Source organism: Pseudomonas fluorescens, assembly GCF_000968015.1.
Lineage (GTDB): Bacteria > Pseudomonadota > Gammaproteobacteria > Pseudomonadales > Pseudomonadaceae > Aquipseudomonas > Aquipseudomonas fluorescens_W.
Window position 1 is genome coordinate 1 of the sequence record NZ_LACH01000027.1, and the last position, 16771, is coordinate 16771.

The following is a 16771-nucleotide window of genomic DNA, read 5'->3' on the forward strand; positions in this document are numbered from 1 at the left end:
CACCGCATCGCGAGCAGGCTCGCTCCTACAGGTTGTTAGCCAGCAGGCCAATCTCAATAAGAGTGAATCTAAGCCTCCCAGCCCGCCCCACTGACCGCCGCCTGCGCCAGTGGGTGCAAGTCTGCTCCCTGATGCTCCGTCTGCCAGGCCAGCAACTCCTTGCGCATGCCGGGCGTCCAGTACATCTGCAGATGATTACGCACACCGAGCACGGCCTTTTGCTGGTCGGGTTCGGTGGCGAAGTACTGGGCGATCTGGTTGACCATCTTGATCAGGTTGTCCGTACTCATCGGCGCACCTCGGCTTTGGCACCACGTGCCTGACGGCGTTCTTTAAGCAGGCGATCCTGTTCGTCGCTGAATTCCTGATAGCGTTTTTGCCACTCGGAAGGGTGGTAGACGCGGCTGACCTCCACGGCGGTGACCTTGTACTCCGGACAGTTGGTGGCCCAGTCGGAGTTGTCGGTGGTAATCACGTTGGCCCCTGATTCCGGGAAGTGGAAAGTGGTGTACACCACGCCTGGGGCAACCCGTTCGGTGACCCGCGCACGCAGTACGGTCTGGCCGGCGCGGCTGCCGATGCCGACCCAGTCACCTTCGTTGATGCCACGGCTCTCGGCGTCGGTCGGGTGGATTTCCAGACGGTCTTCGTCATGCCAGGCGACGTTCTCGGTTCGGCGAGTCTGGGCGCCGACGTTGTACTGGCTGAGGATGCGTCCGGTGGTCAGCAGCAGCGGATAGCGATTGTTGACCTTTTCCTCGGTGGGTACGTAGCCGGTGAGCATGAAACGCCCCTTGCCGCGCACGAATTGCTCGATGTGCATGGTCGGCGTGCCGTCCGGTGCCTCGGCGTTGCACGGCCATTGCAGGCTGCCGTGGCTGTCCAGTGCGGCGTAGCTGACGTTGGTGAAAGTCGGCGTCAGGCTGGCGATTTCATCCATGATTTCCGATGGATGTTTGTAGTTCATCGGGTAACCCAGGGCGTTGGCCAGGGCCACCGTGCCTTCCCAGTCGGCCTTGCCGCCCAGAGGGTCCATGACTTTGCGTACCCGCGAGATGCGTCGTTCGGCGTTGGTGAACGTGCCGTCCTTTTCCAGGAACGATGCGCCCGGCAGGAACACGTGGGCGAACTTCGCAGTTTCGTTGAGGAAAATGTCCTGCACCACCACGCACTCCATGGCCGACAGGGCCGCGGTGACGTGCTGGGTGTTCGGATCGCTCTGAGCGATGTCCTCGCCCTGGCAATACAAGCCCTTGAAACTGCCGGCCAGCGCAGACTCGAACATGTTGGGAATGCGCAGGCCCGGATCAGGTTGCAGCGTGACATTCCAGGCCTGTTCGAACTGCGTCCGTACCACTTCGTTGGAGATGTGGCGGTAGCCGGGCAACTCGTGGGGGAAGGAACCCATGTCGCAGGAGCCCTGCACGTTGTTCTGCCCACGCAGCGGGTTCACGCCCACGCCTTCGCGGCCGATGTTGCCAGTGACCATCGCCAGGTTGGCGATGCCCATCACAGCCGTACTGCCCTGACTGTGTTCGGTGACGCCCAGACCGTAATAGATCGCTGCGTTGCCACCGGTTGCATACAGGCGGGCGGCGGCACGGATGTCGGCAGGCTCTACGCCGCAGACAGGTCCGAGGGCTTCCGGCGAGTTTTCCGCGCGGCTGACGAACTCGCTCCAGTGGGCGAAATCCGCTCCCTCACAACGAGCGTCGATAAACGGCTGGTTGAGCAGGCCTTCGGTGACGATGGTGTGGGCCAACGCGTTGAGCATGGCGACGTTGGTGCCCGGGCGCAGGGCCAGGTGCAGTTCGGCGCGGGCATGCACCGAGTCCACCAGATCAATGCGTCGTGGGTCGATGACGATCAGTCGCGCGCCTTCACGCAGGCGGCGTTTGAGCTGGGAGGCGAACACCGGGTGGGCGTCGCTGGGGTTGGCGCCCATCACCAGGATCACGTCGGCTTGCATCACCGAGTCGAAACTCTGGGTGCCGGCGGACTCGCCAAGGGTTTGTTTCAGGCCATAGCCGGTCGGCGAGTGGCAGACCCGCGCACAGGTGTCGACGTTGTTGTTGCCGAACGCGGCGCGCACCAGTTTTTGCACCAGATAGGTTTCTTCGTTGGTGCAGCGGCTGGAGGTGATGCCACCAATGGAATCGCGGCCGTATTTTTGCTGCAGTCGGCGGAATTCGCTGGCGGCGTAGGTCACCGCCTCATCCCAGCTGACTTCCTGCCAGGGATCGTTGATGTGTTTGCGGATCATCGGCTTGGTGATGCGATCCGGGTGGGTGGCGTAGCCCCAGGCAAAGCGCCCTTTGACGCAGGAGTGGCCGTGGTTGGCGTGGCCGTTTTTGTCCGGAACCATGCGCACCAGTTGGTCGCCTTTCATCTCGGCGCGGAACGAGCAGCCCACGCCGCAATAGGCACAGGTGGTGATCACGCTGCGCTCGGGCTGACCCAGTTCGACCACGCTTTTTTCCATCAGGGTCGCGGTGGGGCAGGCTTGCACACAGGCGCCGCAGGACACGCATTCCGAGTCGAGGAAGTTCTCGCCACCGGCCGCCGCCACCCGGGATTCAAAACCGCGACCGGTAATCGTCAGGGCAAACGTGCCTTGGGTTTCTTCGCAGGCGCGCACGCAGCGGTTGCAGACGATGCACTTGCTCGGGTCGTAGTCGAAGTAAGGGTTGGACGTGTCCTTCACGTCGTCCAGATGGTTCTCGCCTTCATAACCGTAACGCACTTCCCGCAGACCGACCTGGCCGGCGACGGTTTGCAACTCGCAGTTGCCGTTGGCCGAGCAGGTCAGGCAGTCCAGCGGGTGATCGGAAATGTACAGCTCCATGACATTGCGGCGCAGGGTCGCGAGCTTCGGCGTCTGGGTGTGCACGGTCATGCCTTCAGTCACCGGCGTGGTGCAGGACGCCGGGTAGCCGCGCATGCCGTCGATCTCCACCAGGCACATGCGGCAGGAGCCGAAGGCTTCCAGGCTGTCGGTGGCACACAGTTTGGGAATCGTGGTGCCCAGCAGCGCAGCAGCGCGCATCACCGAGGTGCCTTCGGGCACGCTGATGCTGCGGCCGTCGATGTTCAGGGTGACTTGCACCTGGCTTTCGCGGGCCGGTGTGCCCAGATCCATATCGGTTTTCGGGTCGAATACAGTGATCATTGGTCAGCCTCCGAGGGCTGCAGACCGAAGTCAGCGGGAAAATACTTGAGGGCGCTGGCCACCGGAAACGGGGCCATGCCGCCCAACGCACACAGCGAACCGTATTGCATCGTGTCGCATAGGTCCTTGAGGATGATCACCTGCTCTTCGCGACCGCTCTGGTCCGGCGCGGCGAGCAGGCGGTCGATCACCTCCACGCCCCGGGTCGAGCCGATGCGGCACGGCGTGCATTTGCCACAGGATTCCTCGGCGCAAAACTGCATGGCGAAACGCGCCATTTGGGCCATGTCCAGCGTGTCATCTGCCACCACCACACCACCGTGACCGAGCATCGCGCCGATGGCGGCGAACGCTTCGTAATCCAGCGGCGTATCGAATTGCGACGGCGGCACCCATGTGCCGAGCGGCCCGCCAACCTGCGCGGCTTTCAGAGGACGGCCACTGGCGGTGCCGCCACCGTAGTCTTCCACCAGTTCCCGCAAGGTCAGGCCAAAGGCCCGTTCCACCAAACCACCATGACGAATATTGCCCGCTAACTGGAAGGGCATGGTGCCCAGAGAGCGGCCCATGCCGTAATCGCGATAAAACTGCGCGCCCTTGGCCAGAATCAGCGGCACCGAAGCGAGGGTCAGCACGTTGTGCACCAGCGTCGGCAGGCCGAACAAACCCTGCAAGGCAGGAATCGGCGGCTTGGCGCGGACGATCCCGCGTTTGCCTTCGAGCGAATCCAGCAGCGCGGTTTCCTCACCGCAGATATAAGCGCCAGCACCGACCCGCACTTCCATATCGAAAGCCTGACCGCTGCCGCCGACATTGGCGCCGAGGTAACCGTTGGACCGAGCAATGTTCAGCGCCTGGCGCAGGGTGGCCACGGCATCCGGATATTCCGAGCGTACATAGATGTAGCCGTAAGTGGCACCGACGGTAATGCCGGCAATGGCCATACCTTCGATCAACAGGAAAGGGTCGCCTTCCATCAGCATGCGGTCGGCAAAGGTGCCGGAGTCGCCTTCGTCGGCGTTGCACACAATGTATTTCTGCGCAGCCTGAGTGGCGCGGACCGTGCGCCATTTGATCCCGGCCGGGAAAGCTGCGCCGCCACGACCACGCAGGCCTGAATCGAACACTTCCGTTGCGGCCTGCTCGCCGCCTACTGCGATGGCGCGGGTCAAACCCTCGAAACCACCGTGCGCCCGGTAATCATCCAGGGACAACGGCCGGGTAATACCGGCGCGGGCGAACAGCAAGCGTTGTTGAGTCTTGAGATAAGGCAATTCTTCCACCAGGCCCAAGGCCAGTGGATGAGCGGACGGTTCGCCTTGCAGGGCATCGAGCACGGACGGCACATCGGCAGCAGTCAACGGGCCGAAGCCGATCCGGCCTTGCGGGCTGTCCACTTCCAGCAGCGGTTCCAGCCAGTACAGACCACGCGAGCTGGTGCGCTGCAACTCCAGGGGCAGATTGCGTTCCTGAGCCGCAGTGATCAGCGCCACCGCGACTTCATCGGCACCCACGGCACGGGCAAGAGAATCAGTAGGCAGATAGAGCGACGGCATCATGCGTCCTCCCGGCAAGCGTCGAGCAAAGCATCCAGACGCTCAGCACTGAGCCGAGCATGCACCCGACCATCCAGCTCCAGAGCGGGCGAGCAAGCACAGGCGCCGAGGCAATACACCGGACGCAAACTGATGCTGCCATCGGCACTGCTGCCGTGGTCATCCAGTTGCAGACGTTCGCGCAATTGCGCGGCCAACTGCTCGGCACCGCGGCTTTTGCAGGACTCGGCGCGGCACAGCCGCAAGATATGCTTGGCCGGCGGCGCAGTACGGAAATCATGGTAAAAACTGATCACCCCGCGAACCTCCGCCTGACTCAGATTGAGGGCGTGAGCAATTTCGGGGATGGCCACATCGGGGATGTAACCGATGCGTTCCTGAATATCATGAAGAATGGGCAACAGTGCACCCGGAGTGCCCTTGTGGCGCTCCAGCAGGGTGTTGACCACAGGCAGGTGCAAACTCTCATCAGGCATTCAGCAATCCTCACGGTCACGGACAAACCAGATGGTTGTCGGTCGTCCGAAAGTGTCGGCTGCGGCACTCACACCACGTCACGGTATCGTGGCAATTTCAGGCCGTTGGCCAGGGCACCCTGAGCGGGCATCTTGTTGTGCCCGGCGCGGTCTTCGCCGCACCTCTATAAGGGCATTAAGGCAGCTTGCCACGCTGCTTTTGATTCATCTGCACCAAAGCGACGTGTTCGGTTCTGCTTACGACTATCCATTAAGTCTAGAAGAGTGCGGCCCGAGGCGTCGTCCCTAAATGGTCGGGGACAATGTGCAGCGCTATCGCGAATCAGGCGTGAACCACCCCAAGCCCGCGGCTTATGCACCGCGTCGCGTGGTTGACGTCATGGGGGGAATAAAGGATGTGATCAAAACGGGAGAGGAGTGGATCAGTTGGCCGCCAGTTTCCCGCGCTTGTGCCAAGCTGATCGAGTGTTAATACGCCTGCCGCTCAGGCAAACCTCAGGAAACCCACGACATGAAGCCCTCTCATGCATCGCACGTCCGTCGAGAATTCTTCAAAGCAATCGGGTTCTACTTGCGTGTTGTCTGGCCGATCTTTTCCGTACTGTTTTTTTTGATCGTGCTGTTCGGCTTCATCATCAGCTACCTGGAGGGCTGGGATCCTTTTGACGGCATCTATTTCGGCTTCGTGACCGGTTTGACCATTGGCTATGGAGAGCTTGTACCGAAACTTGGCGTCTCGCGGATTCTGGCGATTTTGCTGGGGTTCAACGGGGTGCTGATGACCGCGATATTTGCGGCGATCAGTGTTCGAGCGATTGAGGTTGCAGTGCGGGCGGCGGGGCGTGAAGAGCCGGGTACGCCGACGGATTGAAGTCATGCTTGGTTGCTACTGGAAGGGGAGCAAGTCATCGACCCCTGCAAATCCATGCGCGACGGCGTGGTATTTACCAACAAACGGGAGTGTCAGATCCGTGGGCAATTCAGGGAGCCGACGCGTTGATCCATCCCGCTGAAAACCGAAGCTCATTCAACCTGAGCCGAAAAATAAAAAACCCCGAAACCCCAGGGCCAAATCCCAAATCCCAGTCAACCCAAAAACCCCTGTAGGAGTGAGCCTGCTCGCGATAGCACCAGATCAGTTCACGCAAAACACAGATCAGAAACACTACCCCTGTAGGAACGAGCCCGCTCGCGAAATACGCAAGGCATCCACATTCCCTGCTGAACACCCCACCCACCGCAACCAAACCCGCCCCACAACATCACGCCTAGCTCTTGAAACCAAAAGCTACCCCGGCGCTCCGCCCACTACCCCTCAGCCTTCGCCCCCGCCCGCTTAGACGCCAGCTCATTGTCCCGATCCCGATTCAGCACCTTCACCGCATCATCCACCACCGCCTTACTCATCGCCGTCAAATAATGCGCGGCCCAGGCGTGGCGGTCGGTGTCTCTGTCGTAAGCAGCATCTTCGGTCAGCTTCTTGGCGAGAAACAGAAAGTCAGAAGCCATGGATAGGGCATCGCCGAGGGGGACGCCGTGGGTGACGTGGAAGAGTGGTTGATCCGCGCAGTAGATGGCGGGGGTTAGGCCGATGGTTTTGAGTTCGGGTTGATCGGTCATTTGCCACCTCCGATGAGGGAGAGGCGGTTGGGGAGGGCGTTACGCGATTGGGAATTGCGTAGAGGGGAAAGCCAAATTTTGTACGGATTGATGCTGCGCATTATCAGACTCCTTGATATGAGGAGCTGCCACGTCCGTTACCACACGAATGGGTGACAGCTGTGCGCAGGGTGGTAAACCGGGAATCAAGGAAACCGGCACGCCCAAGGGCGTCCCACGCACAGCTGCCATAACTCACGCCGCAGGCATAAAAAAAGCGCCGGCAGACGTGATGGGGGCGCTGTAGCGCCTTGAATAACTCGGGTTACCACACCCGGTCGCTGAATTGGCAGCGACGGTGGGAGGGTATCGTGGAGATCTAATTCCTGCAACCTTCGGGGCGAGTCGCACTTGCATCATGAAATGCATTGAAACAGGTCAATACCATCTGTCTGCGGGTTACAAATTTGCGCTTCGGGTGGTTGCGAAGTTACCCCATAATCGCGCGCTTCAACCTTCGTTAGCGCTGCTTTTCGACTAATCTGTAGCCGCTGCCGCCACACTTTTAATCGCCAAGGAGAAAGGCAATGACAGATAACTGGAGCAAGCGTCAGTCGGATGCATCTGCCAAGGATGCTCTCGAACGTTTACCAGCCCTGTCTGAATTGCCTGCGACCCTATGAGCCAAGCCGCCTTAGTCAATCCAAGCCTGCTCACCTGGTCTCGTGAGCGCGCAGGTCTCTCCACTGAACAGGTTGCTAAAAAGCTGCCAGTGAAGCCTGATCGAGTACAGGAATGGGAGTCTGGCGAGACCAAGCCCACATTCCTTCAGGCTCAAAAGTGGGCGAGTCTCGCTCACATTCCTTTTGGCTTCCTGTTTCTTCAGCAGCCTCCCGTCGAACAACTGCCTTTACCTGATCTTCGGACCGTCGGTGGGATTGCGCCTCAACGTCCCAGTCTGGAGTTGTTGGACACCGTCAGGGATTCCATACGTAAGCAGGATTGGTACCTGGAGTATCTGCAAAACCAAGAGCATCAGCCGTTGGCATTTGTCGGTCGCTTCAATAGCCGATCTCAAGTCGCCGAGGTAGTGGACGACATCCGCCGGACCCTCGGCGTGAACCCTGACGCTGCTCGATTGGATTACGACAAGTACAGCCGTGCCTTGATCGAGGCCGCAGAAGCGGCTGGTATTTTGGTGATGCGCAGTGGCATTGCGCTAGGGAATACTCATCGAAAACTTGAAGTTAGCGAGTTTCGGGGTTTTGCCATCAGTAATGCCTACGCCCCCGTTGTATTCGTCAACAGTTCCGACGCCCCCACCGCCCGGCTGTTCACTTTGCTCCACGAACTGGCCCATATCTGGATTGGTAGCAGCGGAGTGTCCGACGGGAACACCGCGAATGGTCGAGACGAGGAACGATTCTGCAATGCAGTTGCAGGCGAGTTTCTGGCTCCCGAAGCCCAATTCCGCGCCCTGTGGAACGCCGATGTTAACTGGGAAGACAACCTGGCTCCGCTGGCCACTCGGTTTCATATCAGTAAATTGGCGATCGGTCGCCGCGCATTGGATCTTGGATATCTACGCCAGGCGCAATACAGCGCTTACTATCGAATGATCCTCAAAACTTTTCAGGATGATAAAGGTGGCGCGGGTGACTATTACCGCAACGCCACCGCGAAAAATAGCCCTCGCCTAAGTAAGGCAGTGCTGACTGAAGCAATGAGTGGCCGGATGCTGCTGCGCGATGCGGGACATTTGCTCGGCGTGCAACCTGCCAAATTAAGGACTCTCGCCAGCAGGATCACGGAATGAATCATTTGCTCGACGCTAACACGCTGATCGAGGCAAAAAATCGTTACTACGGGATGGCTATCTGTCCTGGGTTTTGGCAATGGTTGTTGCTGAAAAATGAAGCGTTGGCCTTGTCCAGCATCACCCCAGTAATGGAAGAGCTAAACAAGGGGAATGACGAACTGGCTAATTGGGTGAAGGAGAACGCTAGTTTCTTCCACATCACCAACGATGACGCTACCCAAGAAGCATTCGCGCAAGTGGCAGGGCTTGTGGCAAATCAAGCGCCGAGAATGAAGATAGGCGCCATGGAAGAATTTTTAGCGGGAGCAGACCCTTGGCTGATTGCAAAGGCTATGACGACTGGCGCGACTTTAGTGACTCATGAAGTGTTGAATCGCGACGCGAAACGTAAATTCATCATTCCCAATATTTGTGAGCAGCTAAACGTTCCATTTCTAAATACGTTTGAGTTGCTGCACAAGCTTGAAGCAAGGTTTGTTTTACTTGCGTAAATGATATTCGGGCAGAAATTCGATGCGATTTCGTTAATTGCGAGGGGAAAGGCGACGGATATATTTTCCGTCCAATTTTGGACGGAAAAGGGGACAGATTTATTATTCACACACTCGGGCCAACCGATGCCTGTCAGCTCACCGCAATCTCTGTCGGAGCGAGCCTGCTCGCCAAAGCCGTCAGGCGAGTTCCCCGATGCACCACCACTGTACTGCGACCTCATCGTCAGGTTGAGTTACGTCATGCCCGTGCTCGATGAAATTCGCTGGTGTGTATAACGCAAGAGCATGGCTGATCCGCTCTGGCATGAGAGTGTTAGTCTCACCGAGAAAACCCAGATAATAGTCTCGGTCATAGAAGACGGTGACCTCACTCTGATGAACCCATGGCCACACCAGCAGGCAAGCGACGCGGTAGTAACCCTGTGAGTGGTCAGCCGCGTTGGACAGGTGGCTAGCGGCTTCGAGCAGTTGCTGAATGCAGAAGGCCTGAACTTCGATCCTGGCTTGAGGGCCTTGAACCAAGGCCGCGTGCACCGGGATCTTCCAATGTGTGTAGCGCTCCATGTGCTCGGATCGCGGGTAAAACTCGTCGCGAAAACTGGAGGCCCAGCGTTCCAGAGCGCGAAGGCGGCGGGGAATGCCTCTGAGTGGCTTGTTGCTGAGGGCGATTTGCCTCATTGATACGTCCTTGTGATGCCGAAAAGATCTTTCGTTGCTGTCTGCTGACGCAATTGAAAAGTGGGCAGATAGATTTCCATATCAGCCAAGTCCCTAGCCAGCACTAGTCGGTGTAAAGGGTTACTAAACTTTGCCTCACTCCGATCATTCACTGAATGTCTTTCAAGTAATCCTTAAGCGCGATGAGCGGCGCATTAAGCTGTTCCATTGTCCGCGCACTGCTGAAATCAGCTGACAACCGATGCAGCTCTCGCCCTAGCGGCGTTTCAGCCCCGCCTATAGCGTCTAGCGCCAAGCCTACACAGTGCGCCACTCTAAACTGAATACCCTCGACATCACCCCGGCGCACCAGCAAGCCAAATACCTCCCGCTCGTAATCGCTCATGATCGGATCATCCCGCAGGATCGGACTTTCCCCCTCCCGCTCATAAGCCAGCTTGAGGGCGAAAAGGGCAACGGTTTCCAGTGGCAATTCCATTGTGTGAATCCTTGATTCGTTAGCCGAGCGGTTTGGGTTATAGCGCCTCAAAAGCAGGATCAAAAGATCGCAGCCTTCGGCAGCTCCTACGGGGTAGCGGGGCAAGCTCACTTTTCTACAGGCGAAAAAAAAGGCCTTGCAATGCAAGACCTTTCTTGATTTTGGTGCCCCGAGGGAGACTCGAACTCCCACTTCTTGCGAAAACGGATTTTGAATCCGCCGCGTCTACCAATTCCGCCATCAGGGCTCAATGGCGGCGAAGTATAGAGATGAGATTACCGTCGGTCAATCAGGTACATAGAGAATTTTCACTATTTCGGCTAGACTTCCGGCCCCTGCTAGACGAACCCCATCATGCGCGTTGCTGACTTTACATTCGAACTCCCTGATTCGCTGATCGCTCGCCATCCTTTGGCTGAGCGTCGCAACAGTCGCCTGTTGACCCTTGATGGGGTCAGCGGCGCCCTGGCACACCGTCAATTTACTGATTTGCTCGAGCATTTGCGCCCGGGCGATTTGATGGTGTTCAACAATACCCGGGTGATTCCGGCGCGGCTGTTTGGCCAGAAGGCTTCCGGCGGCAAGCTGGAAATCCTGGTGGAGCGGGTGCTCGACAGTCATCGCGTGCTGGCGCATGTGCGGTCGAGCAAGTCGCCGAAGCCGGGGTCGAAGATCCTGATCGACGGCGGTGGCGAGGCTGAGATGCTGGCGCGTCACGATGCGTTGTTCGAGTTGGGGTTCGCCGAAGAGGTGTTGCCGCTGCTCGATCGCGTCGGGCACATGCCGTTGCCTCCTTATATAGACCGCCCGGATGAAGGCTCGGACCGCGAGCGTTATCAGACGGTCTACGCCGAGCGTTTGGGCGCGGTGGCGGCGCCGACGGCGGGGCTGCATTTTGATCAGCCGCTGATGGAGGCAATTGCCGCCAAGGGCGTCGAGACGGCGTTCGTGACTTTGCACGTCGGTGCGGGCACGTTCCAGCCGGTGCGCGTCGAGAAGATCGAAGATCACCACATGCACACTGAGTGGCTGGAAGTCGGTCAGGACGTGGTTGATGCCGTCGCGGCTTGCCGCGCTCGCGGTGGTCGTGTGGTGGCGGTGGGGACCACCAGCGTGCGTTCCCTGGAAAGCGCCGCGCGCGATGGCGTGCTCAAGCCGTTCAGTGGCGACACCGACATCTTTATCTACCCGGGCCGGCCGTTTCATGTGGTCGATGCCCTGGTCACCAACTTTCATTTGCCTGAATCCACGCTGTTGATGCTGGTTTCGGCGTTCGCCGGTTATCCCGAGACCATGGCCGCTTACAAAGCCGCCGTTGACAACGAATACCGCTTTTTCAGCTACGGTGATGCGATGTTTATCACCCGTAATCCCGCACCACGTGGCCCTGAGGAAACAGAATGAGTCGCCAAAGTCGTATGTCGTTTGAGTTGCTTGCTACTGACGGCAAGGCTCGTCGCGGTCGTTTGACCTTCCCTCGCGGTACCGTCGAGACCCCGGCCTTCATGCCGGTGGGCACCTACGGCACCGTGAAGGGCATGTTGCCGCGGGATATCACCGCCACGGGCGCGGAAATCATTCTGGGTAACACCTTCCACTTGTGGCTGCGTCCTGGCACCGAAGTGATCAAGAAGCACGGCGACCTGCACGATTTCATGCAGTGGAAAGGCCCGATTCTGACCGACTCCGGTGGTTTCCAGGTGTTCAGCCTGGGCGCGATGCGCAAGATCAAGGAGGAGGGCGTGACCTTCGCCTCTCCGGTCGACGGCGCCAAAGTGTTCATGGGGCCGGAAGAGTCGATGCAGGTACAGCGCGATCTGGGCTCTGACATCGTGATGATCTTTGACGAATGCACCCCGTACCCGGCTGACGAAGACGTCGCGCGGGTATCGATGGAGCTGTCGTTGCGTTGGGCCAAGCGTTCGAAAGAAGCCCATGGCGACAACACGGCGGCACTGTTCGGCATCGTTCAGGGCGGCATGCACCAGGATCTGCGCATGCGCTCCCTGGAAGGCCTCGACAATATCGGTTTCGATGGTCTGGCCATCGGTGGTCTGTCGGTGGGCGAGCCGAAGCACGAGATGATCAAGGTCCTGGATTATCTGCCGGGTCAGATGCCGGCTGACAAACCTCGTTACCTTATGGGCGTTGGCAAACCGGAAGATCTGGTTGAGGGTGTGCGCCGCGGTGTGGACATGTTCGATTGCGTGATGCCAACCCGTAATGCCCGCAATGGGCATCTGTTCATTGATACAGGCGTGCTGAAGATCCGTAACGCGTTCCATCGCCATGATGATTCGCCGCTGGATCCAACCTGCGATTGCTACACCTGCCAGAACTTCTCCCGTGCTTATCTGCACCATCTGGACAAGTGCGGCGAAATGCTGGGTAGCATGTTGAATACCATCCACAATTTGCGCCATTACCAGGTGCTTATGGCTGGTTTGCGCGAGGCTATTCAACAGGGTACATTGGCCGCCTTTGTCGATGCCTTCTACGCCAAACGCGGGTTACCTGTTCCGCCTTTGGACTGAGTTTTCTGACCCCAAGATTCAACATTTGCAACTGGAGTGCTAAATGAGCTTTTTTATCTCTAACGCCATGGCTGACGCTGCTGCACCTGCTGCAGGCCCAATGGGCGGCGGCTTTGAGTGGATTTTCCTGGTCGGTTTCCTGGTCATCTTCTACCTGATGATCTGGCGTCCACAGGCCAAGCGCGCCAAAGAGCAGAAAAACCTGCTGAGCAGCCTGCAGAAAGGCGACGAAGTTGTGACCACCGGTGGTATCGCCGGCAAGATCACTAAAGTGGCAGACGACTTCGTTGTTCTGGAAGTTTCCGACACCATCGAAATGAAGTTCCAGAAAGGCGCCATCGCCGCCACGCTGCCAAAAGGCACGCTGAAAGCGATCTAAGTTTCAACTTCTACTCAATCGACGGGGCGCGCAAGGCGCCCCGCGTCATAAGCGGGCGGCGTGATGCTGAACAAATACCCTCTGTGGAAATACATTCTGATCCTGGCGGTGCTGGCGGTCGGTCTGATTTATTCCGCTCCCAATCTATATCCTGATGACCCGGCCATTCAGGTCAGCGGTGCAAGCACTGCGCTGCAAGTCAATCAGGCTGATCTGGATCGTGTGAGCGCAGCGCTCAAGGAATCCGGGATCAACGTCAAGGCTGCCACCCTGGCAGCAAATGGCAAGGGCGGTTTGATTCGTCTGACCAAGGCTGAAGATCAGCTACCTGCCAAAGACGTCGTGCGCAAGGCATTGGGTGATGACTACGTCGTTGCACTGAACCTGGCACAAACCACCCCGCAATGGCTGCGCAGCCTGGCCGCGCACCCGATGAAGCTGGGTCTGGACTTGTCCGGTGGTGTGCACTTCCTGCTGGAAGTGGACATGGACAAAGCGCTCGATGCGCGCCTGAAAGTCTACGAAGGCGACGTCAAGAGCCTGTTGCGTAAAGAGAAGCTGCGCTATCGCAGCCTGCCGCAACTCAACGGTGCCATTCAGCTGGGCTTCACTGATGAAGCTTCCCGCGAACAGGCCCGTGCGCTGATCCGCAAGAGCTTCAACGATTTCGACATTGTTCCGGCCGACCTCAATGGCCAACCGGTGCTGCGTCTGGCGATGACCCCGGCCAAGCTGGCGGAAATCCGTGAATACTCCATCAAGCAGAACTTGACCACGGTACGTAACCGCGTCAACGAGCTGGGTGTTGCCGAGCCAATCGTTCAGCGTCAGGGCGCCAACCGCATCGTGGTTGAGCTGCCGGGCGTGCAGGACACCGCCGAAGCCAAGCGAATCCTCGGTAAGACGGCCAACCTTGAGTTCCGTCTGGCTGCTGAGCCAGGCGCTTCGAAAGCCACTTCCGAAACCTTCGAGTTCCGTGAAGGCAAACGTCCGCCAGCACAGATCGAACGTGGCCTGATCATCACCGGTGACCAGGTAACTGACGCCAAGGCTGGCTTCGGCGAGCACGGCACGCCGGAAGTGAACATCCGTCTGGATGGCCACGGTGGCGAGCTGATGAGTCGTGCGACTCGCAGCAACGTCGGTCGCAGCATGGCAGTGATCTTTATCGAGCAACGTCCGGTGACCACTTACGTCAAGCAAGTGGTTAACGGCGTCGAGAAAGACGTGCCGGTCCAGACATTCAAGGAAGAGAAAAAGATCATCAGCCTGGCGACCATTCAGTCGCCGCTGGGTGCTCAGTTCCGCATCACTGGCCTGAACGGCCAGGGCGAGTCGTCCGAACTGGCGCTGCTGCTGCGCGCCGGTGGTCTGGCTGCCCCGATGTACTTCGCTGAAGAGCGCACTATTGGCCCAAGCCTGGGTGCTGACAACATCGTCAAGGGTATCGATGCCTCTCTGTGGGGCATGCTGTTTGTCTCGCTGTTCATCATGGCGATCTACCGCTTCTTCGGCATCATCGCCACCGTCGCTCTGGCCGTGAACATGGTGCTGCTGCTGGCCCTGATGTCGCTGCTGGGTGCAACGCTGACCCTGCCGGGTATCGCCGGTATCGTGTTGACCATGGGTATGGCTGTCGATGCCAACGTTCTGATCTTCTCGCGGATACGTGAAGAGATCGCGGCGGGCATGAGCGTACAACGGGCAATCAACGAAGGCTTCGGCCGGGCATTCACCGCGATTCTCGACGCCAACCTGACCACTCTGTTGGTCGGCGGGATTCTCTTTGCGATGGGCACCGGCCCGGTCAAAGGCTTCGCAGTGACCATGTCCCTCGGGATCTTTACCTCGATGTTCACGGCCATCATGGTGACCCGCGCGATGGTCAACCTGATCTTCGGCGGTCGTGACTTCAAGAAGTTGTGGATTTAAGGGGCTGCCATGTTACGTACAATCAACTTCATGGGCGTTCGCAACTTTGCGTTCGGCGTCACATTGTTCCTTACTGCACTGGCAATATTCAGTGTCTTCCATAAGGGCATGAACTGGGGCCTGGACTTCACCGGCGGTACGCTCATTGAGCTGACCTACGAGCGTCCGGCCGACGTCACCAAGGTGCGTGAGCAACTGGTCACAGCGGGTTATCACGAGGCAATCGTGCAAAGCTTCGGTGCGACTACCGATTTGCTGGTGCGTATGCCGGGTGAAGATCCGCAGTTGGGTCACCAGGTGGCCGAAGCGCTGCTGAAGGTTGGCGGCGATAACCCGGCGACGGTCAAACGCGTTGAGTTCGTCGGCCCTCAGGTCGGTGAAGAGCTGCGCGACCAGGGCGGCCTCGGCATGCTGATGGCGCTGGGCGGCATCCTGATCTACCTGGCTTTCCGCTTTCAGTGGAAGTTCGCGGTCGGTGCCATCGTTTCGCTGATTCACGACGTGATCGTGACCATCGGTATCCTGTCGTTCTTCCAGATCACCTTCGACCTGACGGTGCTGGCGGCGGTATTGGCGATCATCGGTTACTCGCTCAACGACACCATCGTGGTATTCGACCGGGTTCGTGAGAACTTCCGTGTATTGCGCAAGGCGTCCTTGGTCGAGAACATCAACATCTCGACTACCCAGACTCTGCTGCGGACCATGGCAACGTCGATCTCCACTTTGCTGGCGATCGCGGCCCTGTTGTTCTTCGGTGGCGACAACCTGTTCGGCTTCTCCATCGCGCTGTTTGTCGGTGTGTTGGCGGGTACCTACTCGTCGATCTATATCGCCAACGTCGTGCTGATCTGGCTGAACCTGAGCACTGAGGATCTGATTCCTACAGTGGCTACCGATAAGGAAGTCGACGAGCGCCCATAACGGCTATCGTTTTCCAGCTGTCGGCCGAAAAGGCGCGAGTATTGAACTCGCGCCTTTTTTTATGCTCCAAGGCTGGGAGAAGCGCGGGCTTGTCCCGCATGTGATGGTCAGGAGGTTCATGTGAACAAGTCGTTGCTGGTTGGTGCGGTATTGGGTGCTGTCGGCGTAACTGCCGGGGGTGCTGTTGCCACCTACAAGCTGGTTAAAAGCGGCCCTGAATATGCGCAAGTTCTAGCCGTTGAACCGGTCAAGACACAAATCAAGACGCCACGTGAAGTGTGCAAGGACGTTGCAGTAACCCGGCAAGCGCCGGTGAAAGATCAACACCAGATCGCCGGTACCGTGGTCGGTGCGTTGGCGGGTGGTCTGTTGGGTAATCAGATCGGCGGCGGCACCGGCAAGAAGCTTGCTACGGTTGCAGGCGCTGTCGGTGGTGGTTATGCCGGCAACAAGGTTCAGGAAGGCATGCAGGAACGCGACACCTACACCACGACTCAGACGCGGTGTAACACTGTTAATGACATCAGTGACAAGGTCGTAGGGTATGACGTCCGTTATTCGCTGGACGGCAAGGAAGGCAAGGTGCGGATGGATCGCGATCCGGGCAACCAGATTCCGGTCGACAAGGAAGGCAAGCTGATCCTGGGGCAGAACGAACAGAATCGCTAAGTACTCAGGTTCAAGAGTCAAAAAAGAAGCACCCTTCGGGGTGCTTTTTTTGTGTGCGCCCAGC

General features: G+C 58.5%; 16 protein-coding genes, 1 tRNA gene and 1 pseudogene. 10 read left to right on the forward strand and 8 right to left on the reverse strand.

What is annotated here, in order from left to right; genetic code table 11:
- Positions 1–68: 68 nt before the first annotated feature.
- Genes VD17_RS14085 through VD17_RS14100 form a run of 4 tightly spaced genes read right to left on the reverse strand, consistent with a single transcriptional unit; the run spans position 69 to position 5201 of the window.
- Complete coding sequence (locus tag VD17_RS14085) at positions 69–290, reverse strand: formate dehydrogenase subunit delta (protein ID WP_046054329.1); 222 nt, start codon at positions 288–290, stop codon at positions 69–71.
- Positions 287–3169 carry a formate dehydrogenase subunit alpha gene (fdhF, locus tag VD17_RS14090; RefSeq protein ID WP_046054330.1) on the reverse strand — a complete coding sequence of 961 codons (2883 nt, stop codon included), beginning with the start codon at positions 3167–3169 and terminating at the stop codon, positions 287–289. The genes VD17_RS14085 and fdhF overlap by 4 nt, the downstream gene beginning before the upstream one ends.
- Positions 3166–4728: a formate dehydrogenase beta subunit gene (locus tag VD17_RS14095; RefSeq protein ID WP_185753150.1), complete on the reverse strand. Its 1563-nt coding sequence runs from the start codon at positions 4726–4728 to the stop codon at positions 3166–3168. Before VD17_RS14095 ends, fdhF begins: the two co-directional genes overlap by 4 nt.
- Positions 4725–5201, reverse strand: a complete 477-nt coding sequence (locus VD17_RS14100; protein ID WP_046054331.1) for a formate dehydrogenase subunit gamma — start codon at positions 5199–5201, stop codon at positions 4725–4727. Before VD17_RS14100 ends, VD17_RS14095 begins: the two co-directional genes overlap by 4 nt.
- Before the next feature lie 511 nt (positions 5202–5712).
- Between VD17_RS14100 and VD17_RS14105 the strand changes: the two genes are divergently transcribed.
- Complete coding sequence (locus VD17_RS14105) at positions 5713–6072, forward strand: potassium channel family protein (RefSeq protein ID WP_046054332.1); 360 nt, start codon at positions 5713–5715, stop codon at positions 6070–6072.
- 12 nt (positions 6073–6084) lie between these two features.
- Positions 6085–6159 (forward strand): annotated as a pseudogene (locus VD17_RS33090) (PH domain-containing protein); the annotation flags it as partial.
- Between the two features lie 350 nt (positions 6160–6509).
- On the opposite strand, the gene VD17_RS14110 reads toward VD17_RS33090, so the two are convergent.
- On the reverse strand, positions 6510–6821 hold the full coding sequence (locus VD17_RS14110) for a DUF3077 domain-containing protein (RefSeq protein ID WP_046054333.1): 312 nt from the start codon (positions 6819–6821) through the stop codon (positions 6510–6512).
- Between the two features lie 658 nt (positions 6822–7479).
- Between VD17_RS14110 and VD17_RS14115 the strand changes: the two genes are divergently transcribed.
- Positions 7480–8616, forward strand: coding sequence for an ImmA/IrrE family metallo-endopeptidase (locus VD17_RS14115; protein WP_046054334.1), 1137 nt, complete (start codon positions 7480–7482; stop codon positions 8614–8616).
- Positions 8613–9110, forward strand: coding sequence for a DUF4411 family protein (locus tag VD17_RS14120; protein ID WP_046054335.1), 498 nt, complete (start codon positions 8613–8615; stop codon positions 9108–9110). The genes VD17_RS14115 and VD17_RS14120 overlap by 4 nt, the downstream gene beginning before the upstream one ends.
- A gap of 180 nt (positions 9111–9290) precedes the next feature.
- Here VD17_RS14120 and VD17_RS14125 read toward each other — a convergent pair whose 3' ends face one another.
- From VD17_RS14125 to VD17_RS14135, 3 genes are all read right to left on the reverse strand, one after another.
- A complete protein-coding gene (locus tag VD17_RS14125; protein WP_046054336.1) occupies positions 9291–9791 on the reverse strand; it encodes a DUF3916 domain-containing protein in 501 nt (166 codons plus the stop codon).
- Positions 9792–9939: 148 nt separating this feature from the next.
- Complete coding sequence (locus VD17_RS14130) at positions 9940–10269, reverse strand: hypothetical protein (protein ID WP_046054337.1); 330 nt, start codon at positions 10267–10269, stop codon at positions 9940–9942.
- A gap of 162 nt (positions 10270–10431) precedes the next feature.
- Positions 10432–10516: transfer RNA gene (locus VD17_RS14135), tRNA-Leu, on the reverse strand.
- 107 nt (positions 10517–10623) lie between these two features.
- Here VD17_RS14135 and queA point away from each other — a divergent pair.
- The 6 genes from queA to VD17_RS14165 all read left to right on the forward strand — a co-directional run bounded on the left by queA (position 10624) and on the right by VD17_RS14165 (position 16707).
- Entirely contained in the window at positions 10624–11673 is a 1050-nt protein-coding gene (gene queA / locus VD17_RS14140; RefSeq protein ID WP_046054338.1) for a tRNA preQ1(34) S-adenosylmethionine ribosyltransferase-isomerase QueA, read from the forward strand.
- Positions 11674–11687: 14 nt separating this feature from the next.
- Positions 11688–12803 (forward strand): tRNA guanosine(34) transglycosylase Tgt, encoded by a 1116-nt coding sequence (gene tgt / locus VD17_RS14145; protein WP_161990833.1) that lies wholly within the window; start codon positions 11688–11690, stop codon positions 12801–12803.
- A 43-nt stretch (positions 12804–12846) separates the two neighbouring features.
- The gene (yajC, locus tag VD17_RS14150) at positions 12847–13182 is read left to right on the forward strand and encodes a preprotein translocase subunit YajC (RefSeq protein WP_008147715.1); all 336 of its coding nucleotides are present in this window, start codon (positions 12847–12849) and stop codon (positions 13180–13182) included.
- Positions 13183–13245: 63 nt separating this feature from the next.
- The gene (gene secD, locus VD17_RS14155; protein ID WP_046054339.1) at positions 13246–15114 is read left to right on the forward strand and encodes a protein translocase subunit SecD; all 1869 of its coding nucleotides are present in this window, start codon (positions 13246–13248) and stop codon (positions 15112–15114) included.
- A gap of 9 nt (positions 15115–15123) precedes the next feature.
- Positions 15124–16038 (forward strand): protein translocase subunit SecF, encoded by a 915-nt coding sequence (gene secF, locus VD17_RS14160; protein WP_046054340.1) that lies wholly within the window; start codon positions 15124–15126, stop codon positions 16036–16038.
- A 120-nt stretch (positions 16039–16158) separates the two neighbouring features.
- Positions 16159–16707, forward strand: a complete 549-nt coding sequence (locus VD17_RS14165) for a glycine zipper 2TM domain-containing protein (RefSeq protein WP_046054341.1) — start codon at positions 16159–16161, stop codon at positions 16705–16707.
- The last annotated feature ends 64 nt before the right edge of the window (positions 16708–16771 follow it).